At 63.6% G+C, this 16444-nt stretch carries 18 protein-coding genes; 3 read left to right on the forward strand and 15 right to left on the reverse strand.

Going from position 1 to position 16444, the window contains the following annotated elements; all coding sequences use genetic code 11:
* Positions 1-7: 7 nt before the first annotated feature.
* From ACMV8A_RS07705 to alaC, 5 genes are all read right to left on the reverse strand, one after another.
* Positions 8-967, reverse strand: a complete 960-nt coding sequence (locus ACMV8A_RS07705) for a hypothetical protein (protein ID WP_495325187.1) — start codon at positions 965-967, stop codon at positions 8-10.
* A 67-nt stretch (positions 968-1034) separates the two neighbouring features.
* On the reverse strand, positions 1035-2114 hold the full coding sequence (thrC, locus tag ACMV8A_RS07710; RefSeq protein WP_495325188.1) for a threonine synthase: 1080 nt from the start codon (positions 2112-2114) through the stop codon (positions 1035-1037).
* 11 nt (positions 2115-2125) lie between these two features.
* Positions 2126-3436 (reverse strand): homoserine dehydrogenase, encoded by a 1311-nt coding sequence (locus tag ACMV8A_RS07715; protein ID WP_495325189.1) that lies wholly within the window; start codon positions 3434-3436, stop codon positions 2126-2128.
* A 32-nt stretch (positions 3437-3468) separates the two neighbouring features.
* The gene (locus tag ACMV8A_RS07720) at positions 3469-4737 is read right to left on the reverse strand and encodes a pyridoxal phosphate-dependent aminotransferase (protein ID WP_495325190.1); all 1269 of its coding nucleotides are present in this window, start codon (positions 4735-4737) and stop codon (positions 3469-3471) included.
* A complete protein-coding gene (gene alaC, locus ACMV8A_RS07725; RefSeq protein WP_495325270.1) occupies positions 4734-5918 on the reverse strand; it encodes an alanine transaminase in 1185 nt (394 codons plus the stop codon). The genes ACMV8A_RS07720 and alaC overlap by 4 nt, the downstream gene beginning before the upstream one ends.
* Before the next feature lie 140 nt (positions 5919-6058).
* On the opposite strand from alaC, the gene ACMV8A_RS07730 reads away from it, so the two are divergent.
* Positions 6059-6481 (forward strand): Mth938-like domain-containing protein, encoded by a 423-nt coding sequence (locus ACMV8A_RS07730; protein ID WP_495325191.1) that lies wholly within the window; start codon positions 6059-6061, stop codon positions 6479-6481.
* A gap of 31 nt (positions 6482-6512) precedes the next feature.
* Here ACMV8A_RS07730 and rpoS read toward each other — a convergent pair whose 3' ends face one another.
* Genes rpoS through surE form a run of 5 tightly spaced genes read right to left on the reverse strand, consistent with a single transcriptional unit; the run spans position 6513 to position 10298 of the window.
* Entirely contained in the window at positions 6513-7508 is a 996-nt protein-coding gene (gene rpoS, locus ACMV8A_RS07735; RefSeq protein WP_495325192.1) for an RNA polymerase sigma factor RpoS, read from the reverse strand.
* Positions 7509-7519: 11 nt separating this feature from the next.
* Complete coding sequence (locus ACMV8A_RS07740) at positions 7520-8254, reverse strand: peptidoglycan DD-metalloendopeptidase family protein (RefSeq protein ID WP_495325193.1); 735 nt, start codon at positions 8252-8254, stop codon at positions 7520-7522.
* Positions 8255-8297: 43 nt separating this feature from the next.
* Entirely contained in the window at positions 8298-8879 is a 582-nt protein-coding gene (locus tag ACMV8A_RS07745; protein WP_495325194.1) for a YqaA family protein, read from the reverse strand.
* A gap of 7 nt (positions 8880-8886) precedes the next feature.
* The gene (locus ACMV8A_RS07750) at positions 8887-9546 is read right to left on the reverse strand and encodes a protein-L-isoaspartate(D-aspartate) O-methyltransferase (RefSeq protein WP_495325195.1); all 660 of its coding nucleotides are present in this window, start codon (positions 9544-9546) and stop codon (positions 8887-8889) included.
* Positions 9546-10298 (reverse strand): 5'/3'-nucleotidase SurE, encoded by a 753-nt coding sequence (gene surE / locus ACMV8A_RS07755; protein WP_495325196.1) that lies wholly within the window; start codon positions 10296-10298, stop codon positions 9546-9548. Before surE ends, ACMV8A_RS07750 begins: the two co-directional genes overlap by 1 nt.
* A 95-nt stretch (positions 10299-10393) precedes the next feature.
* On the opposite strand from surE, the gene ACMV8A_RS07760 reads away from it, so the two are divergent.
* Positions 10394-10945, forward strand: coding sequence for a Smr/MutS family protein (locus ACMV8A_RS07760; protein ID WP_495325197.1), 552 nt, complete (start codon positions 10394-10396; stop codon positions 10943-10945).
* Positions 10946-10950: 5 nt separating this feature from the next.
* On the opposite strand, the gene truD is transcribed toward ACMV8A_RS07760, so the two are convergent.
* Complete coding sequence (truD, locus tag ACMV8A_RS07765; protein ID WP_495325198.1) at positions 10951-12003, reverse strand: tRNA pseudouridine(13) synthase TruD; 1053 nt, start codon at positions 12001-12003, stop codon at positions 10951-10953.
* Between the two features lie 13 nt (positions 12004-12016).
* Entirely contained in the window at positions 12017-12496 is a 480-nt protein-coding gene (gene ispF, locus ACMV8A_RS07770; RefSeq protein ID WP_495325199.1) for a 2-C-methyl-D-erythritol 2,4-cyclodiphosphate synthase, read from the reverse strand.
* 221 nt (positions 12497-12717) lie between these two features.
* Between ispF and ACMV8A_RS07775 the strand changes: the two genes are divergently transcribed.
* Positions 12718-14034, forward strand: coding sequence for a DEAD/DEAH box helicase (locus ACMV8A_RS07775; RefSeq protein WP_495325200.1), 1317 nt, complete (start codon positions 12718-12720; stop codon positions 14032-14034).
* Positions 14035-14088: 54 nt separating this feature from the next.
* Here ACMV8A_RS07775 and ispD read toward each other — a convergent pair whose 3' ends face one another.
* From ispD to eno, 3 genes are read right to left on the reverse strand one after another with little or no spacing between them, the layout of a single operon-like run.
* Complete coding sequence (gene ispD / locus ACMV8A_RS07780) at positions 14089-14781, reverse strand: 2-C-methyl-D-erythritol 4-phosphate cytidylyltransferase (RefSeq protein WP_495325201.1); 693 nt, start codon at positions 14779-14781, stop codon at positions 14089-14091.
* On the reverse strand, positions 14778-15089 hold the full coding sequence (gene ftsB / locus ACMV8A_RS07785; RefSeq protein ID WP_495325202.1) for a cell division protein FtsB: 312 nt from the start codon (positions 15087-15089) through the stop codon (positions 14778-14780). The genes ispD and ftsB overlap by 4 nt, the downstream gene beginning before the upstream one ends.
* 54 nt (positions 15090-15143) lie before the next feature.
* Positions 15144-16442 (reverse strand): phosphopyruvate hydratase, encoded by a 1299-nt coding sequence (eno, locus tag ACMV8A_RS07790; protein ID WP_495325203.1) that lies wholly within the window; start codon positions 16440-16442, stop codon positions 15144-15146.
* Positions 16443-16444 lie beyond the last annotated feature (2 nt).

Below are 16444 nucleotides of genomic sequence, written 5' to 3' on the forward strand. Positions count from 1 at the left end.
ACTGCTGTCAGGCAAAGGCCGCCACTGGCCGCCGTCGGCGCCACCAACGCCGTACCGTGCGTGGCTGTAATTGGAAGTTGTATTGCGTCTGTGTCAACTGGAGGTCGAGTTGTTGCAGCTGGCCGCGACGCAGTGCTTCCAGCAGCGGCGCGAACCAGGATGCCTCCAGTTGCGCCAGGTCATCCCGGCGCGTGTCGAACAACACGACACCGCTGTCCTCGCCGCGCAGCCAGCTCGCCGCATCCTCCGACGCCACACAGGGTATACCGGCATATGCGGCCAACCCGCGCAGCAGGCAATCATCGCCCTGCATGCGTTGCCATGGAACCGTGACCGCCGGCATGACCGCCCCGCCCCACAACCACAGGCTGTTGATGGCGGGCAGGCCGGCACGGCTACGCTGCGCATTTACCACGCTGCCATGAAACAGCATCTGGGTTTCGTTGAGTGCCGCCACCAGGCGCAAGCCATCCGTTCCCTGCGGCAGCAGGGGGTGTATATCGCACCCCAGGGCGTCCTGCGGCGATGCTGCACGCAGCTGCCAGGGCTGCGGCAGGCGCAGATACCAGCGCGTCGGTGCAGGCACATGCAGTTGCCACCCATCATTACGGTACAGGGCATTGAACTCTGCCGCCAAAGCGGCGGCCTCTTCCGCCGTTACCATCAGGGTATCGGCACGGGCAGCGAGGTACACCTTGTCCTGATCGGCAACCAGGTGCACCGGTTCGGCACACAGCCAATAACCGTCGTGGGAAGCCACACCGTCGCCCAAAGCACACAGCGGCCCCAATGGCAAATCCTGTTGTGCCGTTGATGTCACACCACAGAGTTGCAGCAGACGCTGCCGCCAGTCGGCAGGCTGATCGCAGCGACGCTCACCGCGCGCCAGCAGGGCTTCCAGCGCCGGCAGTCGTTGCTGCGCAGAAGACGGTTCGTGGGGGAGTAACAGCGTGAGGGAATGACTCATGGCGGCAGAGGAAAGCCGCAAGTGAAATAAAAATCCATCACTTGCAGCCTTCCTCTTGTATCTGCCGTTACGCCATATTGTCGAGGATCGCCTTCTTCACAGCAGCGAGCTTGGCCTCGACGGTGAGCATGGGCGAGGTGCTCTGCTTGATGGCGGTGTCGGGATCCTTCAAACCGTGGCCGGTGAGGGTGCACACCACCTTGCTGCCCTCGGGGATCTTGCCGATCTTGATGTCGCGCAGGGCGCCGGCCAGGGAGGTGGCGGAGGCCGGTTCGCAGAACACACCCTCCTTCTCAGCCAGCAGTTTCTGCGTGGCGAGGATTTCCTCGTCGGTGCATTCATCGAACCAACCCTTGGAGTCCTTCTGCACCTGCCAGGCCTTGTCCCAGCTCTGCGGATGGCCGATGCGGATGGCGGTGGCGACGGTCTCAGGATTGTCCACCATGTGGCCGCGCATGAAGGGCGCGGCGCCGGCGGCCTGGTAACCCACCATGCGCGGCACATTGTTGACGATGCCGTGGTCACGGTACTCGGTGTACCCCATCCAATGCGCGGTGATGTTGCCGGCGTTACCCACCGGGATGCAGTGGAAGTCGGGCGCGGTGCCCAGCTCTTCGACGATCTCGAAGGCGGCGGTCTTCTGGCCCTGCAGACGATAGGGATTGATGGAATTGACGATGGTAACCGGCGCCTCGTCGGCCACTTCCTTCACCAGCTGCATGCCGGCATCGAAGTTGCCCTTGATCTGGATCACCACGGCGCCGTGGATCATCGCCTGGGCCAGCTTGCCCAGGGCGATCTTGCCTTCCGGAATCAGCACGAAGCAGGTGATGCCGGCGCGCGCCGCATAGGCGGCGGCAGCTGCGGAGGTGTTGCCGGTGGAGGCGCAGATGATGGCCTTGGAGCCCTCTTCCACTGCCTTGGTCACCGCCATGGTCATGCCGCGGTCCTTGAAGGAACCGGTCGGATTGAGACCTTCGTACTTGACGTAGATGTCGACATTCTTGCCGATCAGCCGGGGAATGTTGTGCAGGCGGATCAGTGGCGTGTTGCCCTCGCCCAGGCTGATGATGCGGGTGTCGTCATGGACCGGCAGGCGGTCACGGTAGCGGTCGATGAGACCGGTATAGCGGTTGCGGAATGTCATGGTGACCTCGGTTATTTCAAACTTTCCATACGCATGCGCATCACCGGGGCAGTGATGGCCTGCAATGCCTCGATGCGCGTAATGGCCTGATTCATCTTCTCTTCACGCACGCAGCGGGTGAGCAGGATCACCGGCACGGTGCTGTCCTCTTCGGACGGCTCTTTCTGGATCACTGCCTCGATGCTGATGGCGAGGTCGCCCAGGATGCGGGTGACGTCGGCCAGCACGCCGGGTTTATCCTGTGCCTGCAGACGCAGGTAGTAGGCGGTCTCCACCTGGTCCATGGGCAGAATGGGAATGTCATGCAGGGCATCGGGCTGGAAGGCCAGATGCGGTACGCGGTTATTGGGATCGGAAGTGAGGGTGCGTACCACGTCCACCAGATCGGCGACCACCGCAGAGGCGGTCGGTTCGGCGCCGGCGCCGGCGCCGTAGTACAGGGTCGGACCGACCGCATCGCCCTTCACCAGTACCGAATTCATCACGCCATCGACATTGGCGATGAGACGGCGCGCCGGGATCAGGGTCGGGTGTACGCGCAGCTCGATGCCGGCCTCGGTGCGGCGGGCCACGCCGAGATGCTTGATACGGTAGCCGAGCTGTTCGGCATAGGCCACGTCCTCGCGTGTGATGCGGGTGATGCCCTCGGTGTATACCTTGTCGAATTGCAGCGGAATGCCGAAGGCGATGGCGGCAAGGATGGTCAGCTTGTGCGCCGCATCGATGCCCTCCACGTCATAGGTGGGATCGGCCTCGGCATAACCCAGTTTCTGCGCCTCGGCCAGTACGTCGGCAAAGTCGCGGCCCTTGTCGCGCATCTCGGTGAGGATGAAATTGCCGGTGCCGTTGATGATACCGGCCAGCCATTCGATGCGGTTGGCGGCAAGGCCCTCGCGGATGGCCTTGATGATGGGGATGCCGCCGGCGACGGCGGCCTCGAAGGCCACCATCACCCCCTTCTTCTGCGCCTGGGCGAAGATCTGATTACCGTGACGGGCGATGAGTGCCTTGTTGGCGGTGACCACATGCTTGCCGTTCTCAATGGCGCGCACCACCATCTCCTTGGCCAGGCCGTCGCCGCCGATGAGTTCGACGATGACATCGATATCGGGATTGTCCACCACCTCACGCGGGTTTGTGGTGAGGGTGATGCCGGTGGTGTCGCAGATGCGCGCCTTGTTGATGTCACGTGCAGCGGCGTGGGTGATGACGATGCCACGACCGGCACGACGGGCGATTTCTTCGCCGTTGCGTTTGAGCACGTTGACGGTGCCGCCACCGACGGTGCCCAGTCCCAACAGTCCTACCTTGACGGGTTTCATGATTCCTGAAGTCCTGCTAGTGATTTGAAGGGTTAACTGCCGTAACGTTTGCGGTAGTGTTCCAGGAAGCGCGCAATGCGCGCCATGGCCTCGGTCATTTCGTCCATGCCGGGCAGGAACACCAGACGCAGGTGGTCCGGTGCCGGCCAGTTGAAACCGGTGCCCTGCACCACCAGCACCTTTTCATCCTCCAGCAGTTCGAGAATGAATTGGCGGTCGTCACGGATCGGATACATCTTCGGGTCCAGACGCGGGAAGGCATACATGGCCCCCTGCGGCTTGACGCAGGACACACCGGGAATGGCGTTGAGCGCCTCCCAGGTGTACTGGCGCTGGCGATACAGGCGGCCGCCCGGCGCCACCAAGTCATTGATGCTCTGGTAGCCACCCAGCGCGGTCTGGATGGCGTGTTGCGCCGGCACGTTGGAACACAGACGCATGGAGGCCAGCATGGTCAGACCTTCGATGTAGTCGCCGGCATGGCGCTTGTCACCGGACACCACCAACCAGCCCGCGCGATAACCGGCGGCGCGGTAGTTCTTCGACAGGCCGTTGAAGGTGACGAAAAACACATCGTCCGCCAGTGAGGCGATGGAGGTGTGCATCGCGCCGTCGTACAGCACCTTGTCGTAAATCTCGTCCGCATAGACGATGAGCTGATGCTGGCGCGCGATCTCCACCAGTTCCTGCAACAGCTCCACCGGATACAGCGCACCGGTCGGATTGTTCGGATTGATGATGACGATGGCGCGGGTATTGGGGGTAATCTTGGCGCGGATATCCGCCGGGTCGGGCAGCCAGCCGGACTGTTCGTCGCAAATGTAGTGGCGCGCGATGCCGCCACCCAGCGACACCGCTGCGGTCCATAGCGGATAGTCCGGCGCCGGCACCAGCACCTCGTCGCCATTGTTGAGCAGCGCCTGCATCGCCATCACGATCAGCTCGGACACACCGTTACCGATGTAGATGTCCTCCAGCTGTACATTGGCGATCCTCTTCTCCTGCGTGTAGTGCATGATCGCCTTGCGCGCGGAGAACAGGCCCTTGGACTCGGAGTAACCGGAGGCGGCCGGTAGGTTGTAGATGACGTCCTGGATGATCTCCTCGGGCGCCTCGAAGCCGAAGGCGGCGGGATTACCGATGTTCAGCTTGATGATGCGATGGCCTTCTTCCTCCATCTGGCGCGAGCGCGCCATCACCGGACCACGGATGTCGTAACAGACATTGGCCAACTTGGAGGATTTATGTACCGGACGTAACAGGGGCACGGTGGCGCTCGATGTAGGTTTGATGAGTTTCAATGTAAACCGTCCTTGCGAAACATTTCGCGGATACCGCGCACGGCCTGGCGGGTGCGATGCTCGTTTTCGATCAGGCCGAAGCGCACATGGTCGTCGCCATAATCGCCGAAACCAATGCCGGGCGATACGGCGACCTTGGCCTCTTCCAACAGGCGCTTGGAAAACTCCAGCGAGCCGAGGTGACGGTAGGCCTGCGGGATCTGCGCCCACACGAACATGGTGGCCCGGGGCGGCGTGACCTGCCAGCCGATGCTGTTGAGCCCCTCGCACAACACGTCGCGGCGTTTCTGATACATATCGCTGATCTCGCGCACGCAGTCCTGCGGTCCTTCCAGCGCGGCGATAGCAGCCACCTGGATCGGCGTGAAGGTGCCATAGTCCAGGTACGACTTGATCCGTCCCAGCGCCCCCACCAGAGCCTTGTTGCCGACCATGAAGCCAACGCGCCAGCCCGGCATGTTGTAGCTCTTGGACAGGGTAAAGAATTCTACCGCCACGTCCTTGGCGCCGGGTACCTGCATGATCGACGGCGCCACATAGCCGTCGAAGGCGATGTCGGCATAGGCGAGGTCATGGATGATCCAGATATGATGCTCGCGGCAGATGGCCACCACCTTCTCGAAAAATTCCAGCTCCACGCACTGGGTAGTGGGATTGCCAGGGAAGTTCAGCACCAGGAATTTCGGCTTGGGCCAGGAGGTCTTGATGGCCTTTTCCAGCTCGGCGAAGAAATCGACGCCCTCGTGCAGGGGCACATGGCGGATGTCGGCACCGGCAATGACGAAACCGTAGGGATGGATCGGATAGGCCGGGTTGGGCACCAGCACCGCATCGCCGGGACCGACGGTGGCCAGGGCCAGGTGAGCCAGGCCTTCTTTGGAGCCGATGGTAACGATGGCCTCGCTGTCCGGGTCCAGCTCGACGGCGAAGCGGTTCTTGTACCAGGTGCAGATGGCCTTGCGCAGGCGCGGGATGCCCTTGGAGACGGAGTAACGGTGGGTGTCGCCGCGCTGGGCCGCCTCCACCAGCTTGTCGACGATGTGCTGCGGCGTCGGCTGATCGGGGTTGCCCATACCGAAGTCGATGATATCCTCGCCGCGTGCGCGGGCCTTCTGCTTCAGATCAGTGACTATGGCGAAGACGTAAGGCGGTAAACGCTTGATTCTTTGGAAGTCTTCTATCAAAGCCGTGGTTCCGCGCACAGGTTGACGCCGGGGAAACCCCGGGCCGGATAAAGCTGCTAACATTACTGGCCCGGTTTTCCGCTGTCAACACGCGGTACGGTGTACTAATTGCGCGTCATTGCTCAGGATTTTTGCTCATGAAGTTCACGCAGGACACCTTCGGCGGCGGCTATGCCATCCGCGCCTACGCTGCCGGCACGGTCACCGTCATTGGCCCCGGGGAGTCCTCCGGCGACAGCGCCAAGCCCCGCAGCGAGGTGCTCACGCTCAGCTTTGCCATCGCCCCGCAACGGCTGCTGCGCGACTGGGCGCCCCAGGTCTATGCGGAACTGGAGGCAGAACACTTCGAGCGTCTGCTGGAACTGGACCCGGAGGTGGTGCTGCTGGGGACCGGGACGACCTTCCGTTATCCCCCGCCCGCCCTGCTCGCCCCCTTAAGCGGGCGCGGCATTGGTGTCGAGGTGATGGATTCGGGGGCGGCCTGCCGCACCTTCAACGTGCTGGTGGCGGAAGGACGGCAGGTGGTCGCGGCGATCCTGCTGGAGGGCGGTGCTCGCTGAGGGGCTGGTTTGGGGGCAGCGCCGCGGCCCGTCAAATGGTATCCGACGAAAACCCCTGCGCCTCCATGATCTTGCGCAGTCGCTTCAGGGCCTCGATCTGGATCTGCCGCACCCGTTCCCGGGTGACGCCGATCTGCTGGCCTACGTCTTCCAGGGTGGTAACGTCGTGGCCGTTGAGGCCGAAACGCCGTTCGACCACTTCACGCTGCTTGTCGGTCAACTCGTCCAGCCACTGCTCGATCTTGGCGCGCATATCGTCGTCCTGCAACAACTCCACCGGGTCGAGATTGTTCTCATCCGGAATGGAGTCGAGCAGGGAGCGGTCTGCATCGCGCCCCACCGGCACGTCGACGGAGGTGACGCGTTCGTTCAGGCCCAGCATGCGTTTCACCTCATCCACCGGCTTGTCCAGCATCTCGGCGATCTCTTCCGGGCTGGGTTCGTGGTCCAGGGTCTGGGTGAGATGGCGTGCCGCACGCAGGTAGACGTTGATCTCCTTAACGACGTGGATGGGCAGGCGGATGGTACGGGTCTGGTTCATGATGGCCCGCTCGATGGTCTGGCGGATCCACCAGGTGGCATAGGTGGAAAAACGGAAGCCGCGTTCGGGGTCGAATTTCTCCACGGCGCGGATCAGGCCGAGGTTGCCTTCCTCAATCAGGTCGAGCAGGGGCAGGCCACGGTGCAGGTAACGGCGCGCAATCTTCACCACCAGGCGCAGATTGCTTTCAATCATGCGTTTGCGGCCGGCCTCTACACCCTTTTGCGCCAGCCGCGCGTAATACACCTCTTCTTCGGCGGTCAGCAGGGGCGAGAAGCCTATTTCGCCCAGATAGAGCCGGGTGGCGTCCAGCTCCAGTTCAGGCACAGCCATGGGGGTGTATTCGTCGAGCGGATTGTCTTCGGCAACCACATCTTCCTCTGCCGCGACAAACTCTTCGCCCTCTTCGGTCTCGAGCAGTGCCTCGCTTTCCTGCTCCAGGCCAAACTCCTCTTCGCTATCCGTATTGGTATTGTGCTTGCCCATACCCTCGTCCTTCATCGATTCTGTTTCGGCAGGTACCTGATCGGATCTACCGGTTTGCCTTCCTGGCGAATTTCGAAGTGCAGCAGCGCGCCGTCCTTTGCGGTCTCCCCCATCTCGGCAATCATTTGCCCGGGTTTGACTTTTTCTCCTTCCTTCACCAGCAGCCTGCGGTTGTGACCATAGGCGCTGAGGAAAACATCGTCGTGTTTGATGATGACCAGATTGCCATAACCCACCAAACCGCTACCACTGTATACCACATCACCACCGGAGGCGGCATACACCGGTTGTCCCAATCGACCCGCAATATTTATACCCTTTTTACTGGCGGTGTTATTGAAGCCGCGTTTCACATTTCCGGCCGTCGGCCATTGCCAGCGTATAGGAGTCTGATGCGGGCGCGGCGCTGGTTTTTCAATCGGTATGGAGGATGTGGGTTTTGCGGGGGGGGCCGGCCTGGCGGGAGGCGTGGGCGTGGCCGGTGCCGGAGGGGCGGGCCTGGCCGGCGCAGTGGCAATGGAGCGATCCTCGACCGCGGCACCGCTGGAGGTAGGCACCACCAGCAGGCGCTGGCCAGGATAGATGCTGTAGGGCGGACCGATCCGGTTCCAGGCGGCGACTTCGCGATAGTCATAGCCATAGCGCCAGGCAATGGAGTAAAGCGTGTCACCCGGGCGCACCGTATGGTACGCGGCATAATTCTTTTTCGGCGGCGGTCCCAACTCACCACAGCCCGCCAGCAGCATGAGTGCCGCCAGCACGACAAGGGCTGTGTTTTGAAACCGGAGACTAACCATTGGCAACGATAACGTATCCAACCAGGGCGGCCAGGATCACGACCCAGCCAATGCGATCGATATACAGACGCAGATTGCGTTCCATGGGTTCCCCGCCCCAGACCATCAGGCCCGCCACCAGGAAGAAACGCGCGCCGCGACCGATGAACGAGGCCAGCACGAACAGGGGGAAGTTCATGGCGATGACGCCGGCGGAGATGGTGAACAGCTTGTACGGGATGGGCGAGAATCCGGCCAGGAAGATGGCCCAGAAGCCCCATTCATCGAACCATATGCGGGCACGCTCGTAACGCTCCCAATAACCCGCCTCGCGGATCAGCGGCTCCACCAGCTCGAAGGCGAAATAGCCGATGAGATAGCCCGCCGCGCCACCGGCCACCGAGGCCAGGGTGGTGAGCAGGGCGTAATACCAGGCACGGTCGCGCCGCGCCAGCGCCATGGGCGCCAGCATCACGTCGGGCGGAATGGGGAAAAAGGATGATTCGGCGAAACTGAGCGTGGCGAGATAGCGATCGGCGCGCGGATGGGCGGACCAGCGCATCACGCGCGTATACAGGGCGGAAAACAGCTTCATCGCAACCTCATTGACTGGCTCCGGGCACCATCGGCACAAACGAGACCATTTCCAGAACTTCCTGTTTCAATTCGCCGTTGTTGCGGCTGACCAGCAGCAGTTGCTGACTGCCGCGGTTGCCCACCGGCACGATCAGGCGGCCGCCTTCGGCCAGCTGTTCCAGCAGCGCTGCCGGCACCTGGGTCGGCGCCGCGGCCACCAGGATGCCGTCGTAAGGGCCGTGCTCGGCCCAGCCGGCATAACCGTCGCCGTGGCGGATGCGTACATTGCGGATCTGCAGGCGTTGGAGGCGTTCCCGCGTGCGCCGCACCAGGTCGCCGATGCGCTCCACGCTGAAGACTTCACCGGCCAGCGCCGCCAGTACCGCACTCTGATAGCCGCAGCCGGTACCTATCTCCAGCACCTTGCCCGGCCGGCCGCCATTGAGCAGAGCCTCGGTCATGCGCGCCACCGCATAGGGTTGGGAGATGGTCTGGCCGCTACCGATGGGCAGGGCGGTGTCCTCGTAGGCCCGTGTGGCCAAGGCCTCATCGACGAACAGATGGCGTGGCAGGGTACGCATCACCTCCAATACGCGCAGGTCGCGTATCCCCTGTTCCATCAGCCGCGTCACCATGCGCTCGCGGGTGCGCTGCGAGGTCATGCCGATGCCGGTGGTCTCACGCATCACAGTGGGCAGCTCCGCAGCCAGTCAGCCACGTTGTCGATGGCGTTGTGGCGGGTGAGATCCACCTGGATGGGGGTTACCGACACGCGCTTGTTGCGCACCGCATGGAAGTCGGTACCAGGCCCGGCGTCCTGCTCGGCACCGGCCGGACCGACCCAGTAGATCGGGCGGCCGCGCGGGTCCTGCGCCCGTATCACCGCCTCGGACTTGTGGCGCTGGCCCAGACGGGTGGCCTCGAGACCGTGCAGTTCTTCCCACGGCACGTCGGGAACATTGACATTGAGGATGGTGTCCTTGGGCAGCGGATTGGCCAGCAACTGGCGTACCAGGCACACGGCCACGCGGCCGGCGGTGGCAAAGTGCTGTGGCTTGTGGCTGGCCATGGAGATGGCGATGGCCGGCAGGCCGAGGAAACGTCCCTCCATCGCTGCGGCCACCGTGCCGGAATAGATCACGTCGTCACCCATGTTGGAGCCGGCATTGATACCCGACACCACCATGTCCGGCTCCTCTTCGAGCAGGCCGGTGATGGCCAGATGGACGCAGTCGGTGGGCGTGCCGTCGACACGGATCACACCATCGTCCATGACCACGGCACGAATGGGGTTTTCCAGGGTAAGGGAGTTACTGGCCCCGCTGCGGTCGCGTTCGGGCGCAACGACGGTGACGTCGGCAATGGTGCGCAGGTGCTCGGCCAGACAGCGGATACCCGGGGCCTGGTAACCGTCGTCATTGCTGATGAGTATCTTCATTGTGGTGTACTGGGAGACCGGTCGAATCGGGCCCGCCTACTATACCCCAAGCCGGTGCTGGGGCGGCAGGTCCGTCTGGTAGACTTGCCGGTATCATGCGCAAAAAACCCGCACCACTGAACCCCGAGGAAAGCGAGCTGTTCCGCTCTGCCGTGGCCGACGTGCGCCCACTGCAGTCCGATCGCCTGCCGCTGGTCCCGCCACCGCCCCCGCCGCTGCCGCAGAAGCGGCAGGAGGACGAACGCCAGGTATTGCAGGACATGCTGTCCGATCCGGAATACCCCGAACTGCTGGAGACTGGCGAAGAGCTGCTGTTCGCCCGCACCGGCTTGCAGCACAACGTGCTACGCAAGCTGCGCCGCGGCCAGTACGCCATTGGTGCCGAGCTGGACCTGCACGGCCTCACAGCCGCCGCGGCGCGCGAGCAACTGGCCGCCTTTCTCATCGCTGCGCGTCAGCGCGACATCCGCTGCGTACGCGTCATTCACGGCAAGGGCAACGGTTCCTTGCAACGCCGCCCGGTGCTGAAGGGCAAGGTCAATCACTGGCTGCAACAGCGCGACGAGGTGCTGGCCTTCTGTTCAGCGCGGCCGATGGACGGCGGCACCGGGGCGGTATATGTGCTGCTCAAGCGGGCCGACATGTAACGCGCTCATTCGGCGCAGTGAACCACCTCGCGCAACACGGTAGTGGCATAGGCCCCAGCCGGCAGGTAGAACGACAGCGTCAGCGTCGCGGCCGTTGTATCCAGTGACCAATCCAGACTCTGTACCCGCAGACATAGCGCCCGCCTTTCCTGCTGCAATCCCACCTGCTCCAGACCGCGGCACCAGTCGGCATAGTCGGCCAGCGCCGCCTTCTCCAGGGCCAGCACGGCGCCGCTGCTGAGCGGCTGGCCGCGGCCCCACAGGGGCCCGGTGAGATGCAGTTCGCCACGGGCGATCCGCTCGACGATCGCCGCGCTGAGCGCCTCGCAGGTGACCAGGCTTTGCGTAGCCCCCACCTGCACCACCTCCCCTGCCAGCGGCGTCTGCCAGTTGCCTGCCGCCACCCGCGCCGACAGCACGGTATTGAACAGCAGCGAACGCGCCGCCGAGATATACAGTCCGCGCTTGTGCCGATCCGGCTCCTGGCGTTGCCCGCGGAGCAGGGCCTCGGCCTGGACCAGGTTGCCGCCGTCGATGCCGAAACGCTGTGCGCCAAAATAGTTCGGCACACCTTGCGCGTTTACCTGGAGCAGCCGGTCACTCAACGCGGCGATATCCCCTTCCAGTTGCCGCACCACCAGATTGAAGCGGTTGCCGCGCAGTTCACCACGTTGCAGCTTGTGCCGATGGCGTTGTGTCTCCAATATCTGCGCGCCTGCGCACTCGAAGCGGTCCCACGCGGGCTCACTGCCGGGTAAGTGCAGGCTGAACCACTGCGTAGTCACCGCGTGGCGATCCTTGAGGCCGGCAAAACCCACGTCCGCCGGCTTGATGCCGGCGAATGATGCCAGTTCGCGCGCCAGCCACTCGGTATTGGTCTCGCGCTTGCGCACCCGAAGCAGCACATGGTCGCCGCGACCATCCGGCGCGTAACCGAGATCCTCCTCCACCACAAAGTCTTCCAGCACGCTGCGCAGCACGCCGCGCACCGCCGGCCCGCCATAGGCATAGGCCCAGTGCGGCAGAGCAGCCGTGTGTGGAATGCTGGCGACAGTCATCGTGATGAGGTCATTACAAAGATTCCAGCAGCACCACCGCATGGGCGGCGATACCCTCCTCGCGCCCGGCAAAGCCGAGGTGCTCGGTGGTAGTGGCCTTGACATTGACCTGGTCGATGGCGACTTCCAGGTCCTGCGCCAGGTGGGCGCGCATGGCGTCGATGTGCGGCGCCATCTTCGGTGCCTGGGCGATGAGGGTGCCGTCGACGTTACCCACGCGCCAGCCGTGCTGACGCAACAGCGCCACCACATGACGCAGCAGTTTGCGGCTGTCGATGCCTTTGTATTGCGTGTCGCTGTCCGGAAAGTGGCGGCCGATATCGCCCAGCGCCGCCGCGCCGAGCAGCGCATCGCACAGGGCATGGATCAGCACATCGCCGTCGGAGTGGGCCTTGAAGGCCTTGCCGTGGGGGATGCGGACGCCGCCGAGCACGAGGTGATCGCCCGTGATGAAGGCATGGACATCGTAGCCGTGGCCGATACGTAGGGTCATGGTGAGGCGCTCGCTGCAGACAGGACAGCGCATTGTAGCGCGCAATACCAACAGCCGAAAATTAAGCCGTGCGGGTCGACATTATCTGGTAGACTGCGCGCCTGCGGTGCTTTATCCCAGTCTACGCACCGCTGCCTTCCTGGCTTACCCTAATCCGTCCGCCTATGACTGGCGCCCCCTTTCCCGGCGGCGACAGGCCGATGTTTACCGCTGGAGTTGCAATGTCCTTTACCACCCTCGGCCTGTCCGAAACCATTGTCCGTGCCGTCACCGAGCGCGGCTATAGCGAGCCCACACCGATTCAGAAGCAGGCGATCCCCGCCGTGCTGTCCGGCGGCGACCTGCTGGCCGGTGCCCAGACCGGCACCGGCAAGACCGCCGGTTTCGTGCTACCCATCCTGCAGCGCCTCACCGACACCCCGCCCAAGAGTCAGCCACGCGGCTTCCCGCCGGTGCGCGCCTTGATCCTCACCCCTACCCGCGAACTGGCGGCCCAGGTGGAGGAAAGCGTGCGCCACTACGGCAAATACCAGAAGCTCACCTCGATGGTGATGTTCGGCGGCGTCGGCATCAACCCGCAAATCGACAAACTGAAGAAGCGCGTCGACATCCTGGTGGCCACGCCCGGCCGTCTGCTCGACCACGTGCAGCAGCGCACCGTCGATCTGTCGCACGTGGAAATCCTGGTGCTGGACGAAGCCGACCGCATGCTGGATATGGGTTTCATCCGTGACATCAAGCGCATCCTCGCCCTGCTGCCGAAACAACGCCAGAACCTGCTGTTCTCCGCCACCTTTTCCGACGAGATCAAGGCCCTGGCCGACGGTCTGCTCGACAAGCCGGCGCTGATCGAGGTGGCACGCCGCAACGCCACCGCCGACACCGTGGCGCAGAAGGTGTACCTGGTAGATCGCGAGAAGAAACGCGACCTGCTGGCGCACCTGATCAGCGAGCACAACTGGCACCAGGTATTGGTATTTACCCGCACCAAGCACGGCGCCAACCGCCTGGCCGAGCAACTGAGCAAGGGCGGCATCCCAGCCCTCGCCATCCACGGCAACAAGAGCCAGTCGGCGCGTACCCATGCGCTGAGCGAATTCAAGAAGGGTGACTTGCAAGTGCTGGTCGCCACTGATATCGCCGCCCGCGGCATCGACATCAGCGAACTGCCCCACGTGGTCAACTTCGAGCTTCCCAATGTGGCAGAAGACTACGTGCACCGCATCGGCCGCACCGGCCGTGCCGGTGCCGAGGGTGAAGCGGTATCGCTGGTGTGCGTGGATGAGCATCAGCTGCTCAAGGGTATCGAGAAGCTGATCAAGCGCGAACTGCCCAAGGAGATCGTCGCCGGTTTCGAACCTGATCTGAACGCCAAGCCGGAGCCGATCCAGAATGGTCGCGGTCCACGCCCCGGTGGCGGTGGTCGCGGCGGCCAGCGTCCCGGTGGCAACCGTCCGGCGCAAAAGCCGGCCGGGCGCAGCGCTGGCCAGGGTGGCAACAAGCAACCGCAGCATCGTTCGGGCGGGCGGCACCAGTAAGTGGTGTTTCGCGCTTCTGCTCCCTCCCCACATTACGGGGAGGGGGCACGATCCTCAGCGTCCCAGAAAGAACTCCGCCAGCGCCAGATCCTCCGGCCGCGTCACCTTGATGTTGTCGGCGCGTCCTTCCACCAGTTTCGGCTTCAAGCCGGCGTGCTCCAGCGCCGAGGCCTCGTCGGTGACGACGAAGCCATCGGCCAGGGCCTGCTCCAACGCCTGCGTCAGCAATCCCACCCGAAACATCTGCGGCGTCAGCGCATGCCACAGCGTACGGCGATCTTCCGTGGCGCTGATGCGCCCTTCCCTGTCGGCACGCTTCATGGTGTCGCGCACCGGCACGGCGAGGATACCGCCGACCTCATCATCACGCAGTTCCGCGCACAGTTTATCGATGTCGGCGCGAGAGAGACACGGCCGTGCCGCATCGTGTACCAGCACCCAGTCATTGACGTCGGCATACTGCGCCAGCAGGCGCAGCGCATGGAGCACCGAGTGACACCGCTCCTGGCCACCGGCGGCGCAGTGCAGCGGCACCGCTGCAGGGACATGCAACTCAGGCCAATAAGGATCATCCGGCGACAGCGCCACCACGATGCCGGCAATGGCAGGATGGTGTGTGAAACAGGCCAGGGTGTGTTCGATGACGGTCTTGCCGCGCAGCGGCAGGTATTGCTTGGGGCGGTCGGCCTTCATGCGGGCACCGACGCCGGCAGCAGGGATGATCACCCAGTGACGCGGTACGCTCATGGTTTGGCCTGCTCGGCCCCGGAGGGCATCTTCGGATCGTCGATGACCTGGAAGTAGGTTTCGTCCTTTTTCACCATACCAAGCTCGGTACGGGCGCGCTCCTCGATGGCCTGCAGGCCCTGTTTGAGGTCGATGACTTCCGCTTCCAGCGCGCGGTTGCGCTCCAGCAGGCGGGCGTTTTCCTGTTTTTGCTGTTCCAGCGACTCGGCCAACTGCCACATCTTGACCAGGCCGCCGTCGCTGAACCAGAGACGGTACTGCAATACCAGCAGGAGGATGACGAGAATGGCGACAATGAGCCGCTTCATGATGGGGGCCGGAACGCCCCGGCCGCACAGCGGCCGGGGCGATGACGGTCGAGATTACCGCTTGAACGCGGCGCGCCCGGCGTATCGCGCCTTGCTGCCCAGGGACTCGGCGATACGCAGCAGACGGTTGTACTTGGCGATACGATCGGAACGGGACATGGAGCCGGTCTTGATCTGGCCGACGCTGGTGGCCACCGCCAGGTCGGCAATGGTGGTGTCCTCGGTCTCGCCGGAACGGTGGGAGATCACGGCGGTGTAACCGTTGATCTGGGCCATGCGGATAGCGGCCAGGGTCTCAGTCAGGGTGCCGATCTGGTTCACCTTGATCAGGATTGAGTTGCAGATGCCCTTGTCGATGCCTTCCTGGAAGATGGCCGTGTTGGTGACGAACAGGTCATCGCCCACCAACTGCACGCGCTTGCCCAGTTTGTCGGTATGCAGCTTCCAGCCTTCCCAGTCCTGCTCGGCCATGCCGTCCTCGATGGAGATGATGGGGTACTTGTCCACCCAGGCCGACAGATAGTCGGTGAACTCGGCAGAGGTCAGGCTCTTGCCCTCGGAAACCAACTCGTACTTGCCATCCTTGTAGAACTCGGAGGCGGCGGCGTCGATGGCGATCATGATGTCCTCGCCCGCCTTGTAGCCGGCCTTGTCGATGGCTTCGAGGATGATCTCGATGGCCGCTTCATTGGACGGCAGGTCGGGGGCGAAACCGCCCTCGTCGCCCACGGCGGTGTTGAGCCCCTTGTCGTGCAACACATTCTTCAGCGCGTGGAACACCTCCGCGCCGTAGCGGATGGCATCGGCCATGGTGGGCGCGCCGACGGGGACGATCATGAACTCCTGCATGTCGACGCTGTTGTCGGCGTGGGCGCCGCCGTTGATGATGTTCATCATCGGGGTGGGCAGCAGCAGATCCTTGTTCTCCAGCGCGGTGGCCAGGTTGCGGTATAGCGGCAGCTCCAGCGCATTGGCCACGGCCTTGGCAGCGGCCATGGACACGGCGAGGATGGCATTGGCGCCGAGGCGTGCCTTGTTGTGGGTACCGTCCAGATCGATCATCGCCTGGTCGATGGCAGCCTGCTCCACCGCATCCATGCCCACCAGCTTCTGGCGGATCTCGCCGTGGATGTTGGCCACCGCCTTCAGCACACCCTTGCCGCCGTAGCGCTTCTTGTCGCCGTCACGCAGTTCGATGGCCTCGCGCGAACCGGTGGAGGCGCCGGACGGCACCGCGGCGCGGCCGATGTGGCCGGAAGCCAGGATTACATCGGCCTCGACGGTGGGATTGCCGCGCGAATCGATAATCTCGCGGGCGCGGATGTCAGTGATTTGTGTCTTGAACTCAGCCATGG

The sequence above is a fragment of the Sulfurivermis sp. genome (genome assembly GCF_059410345.1).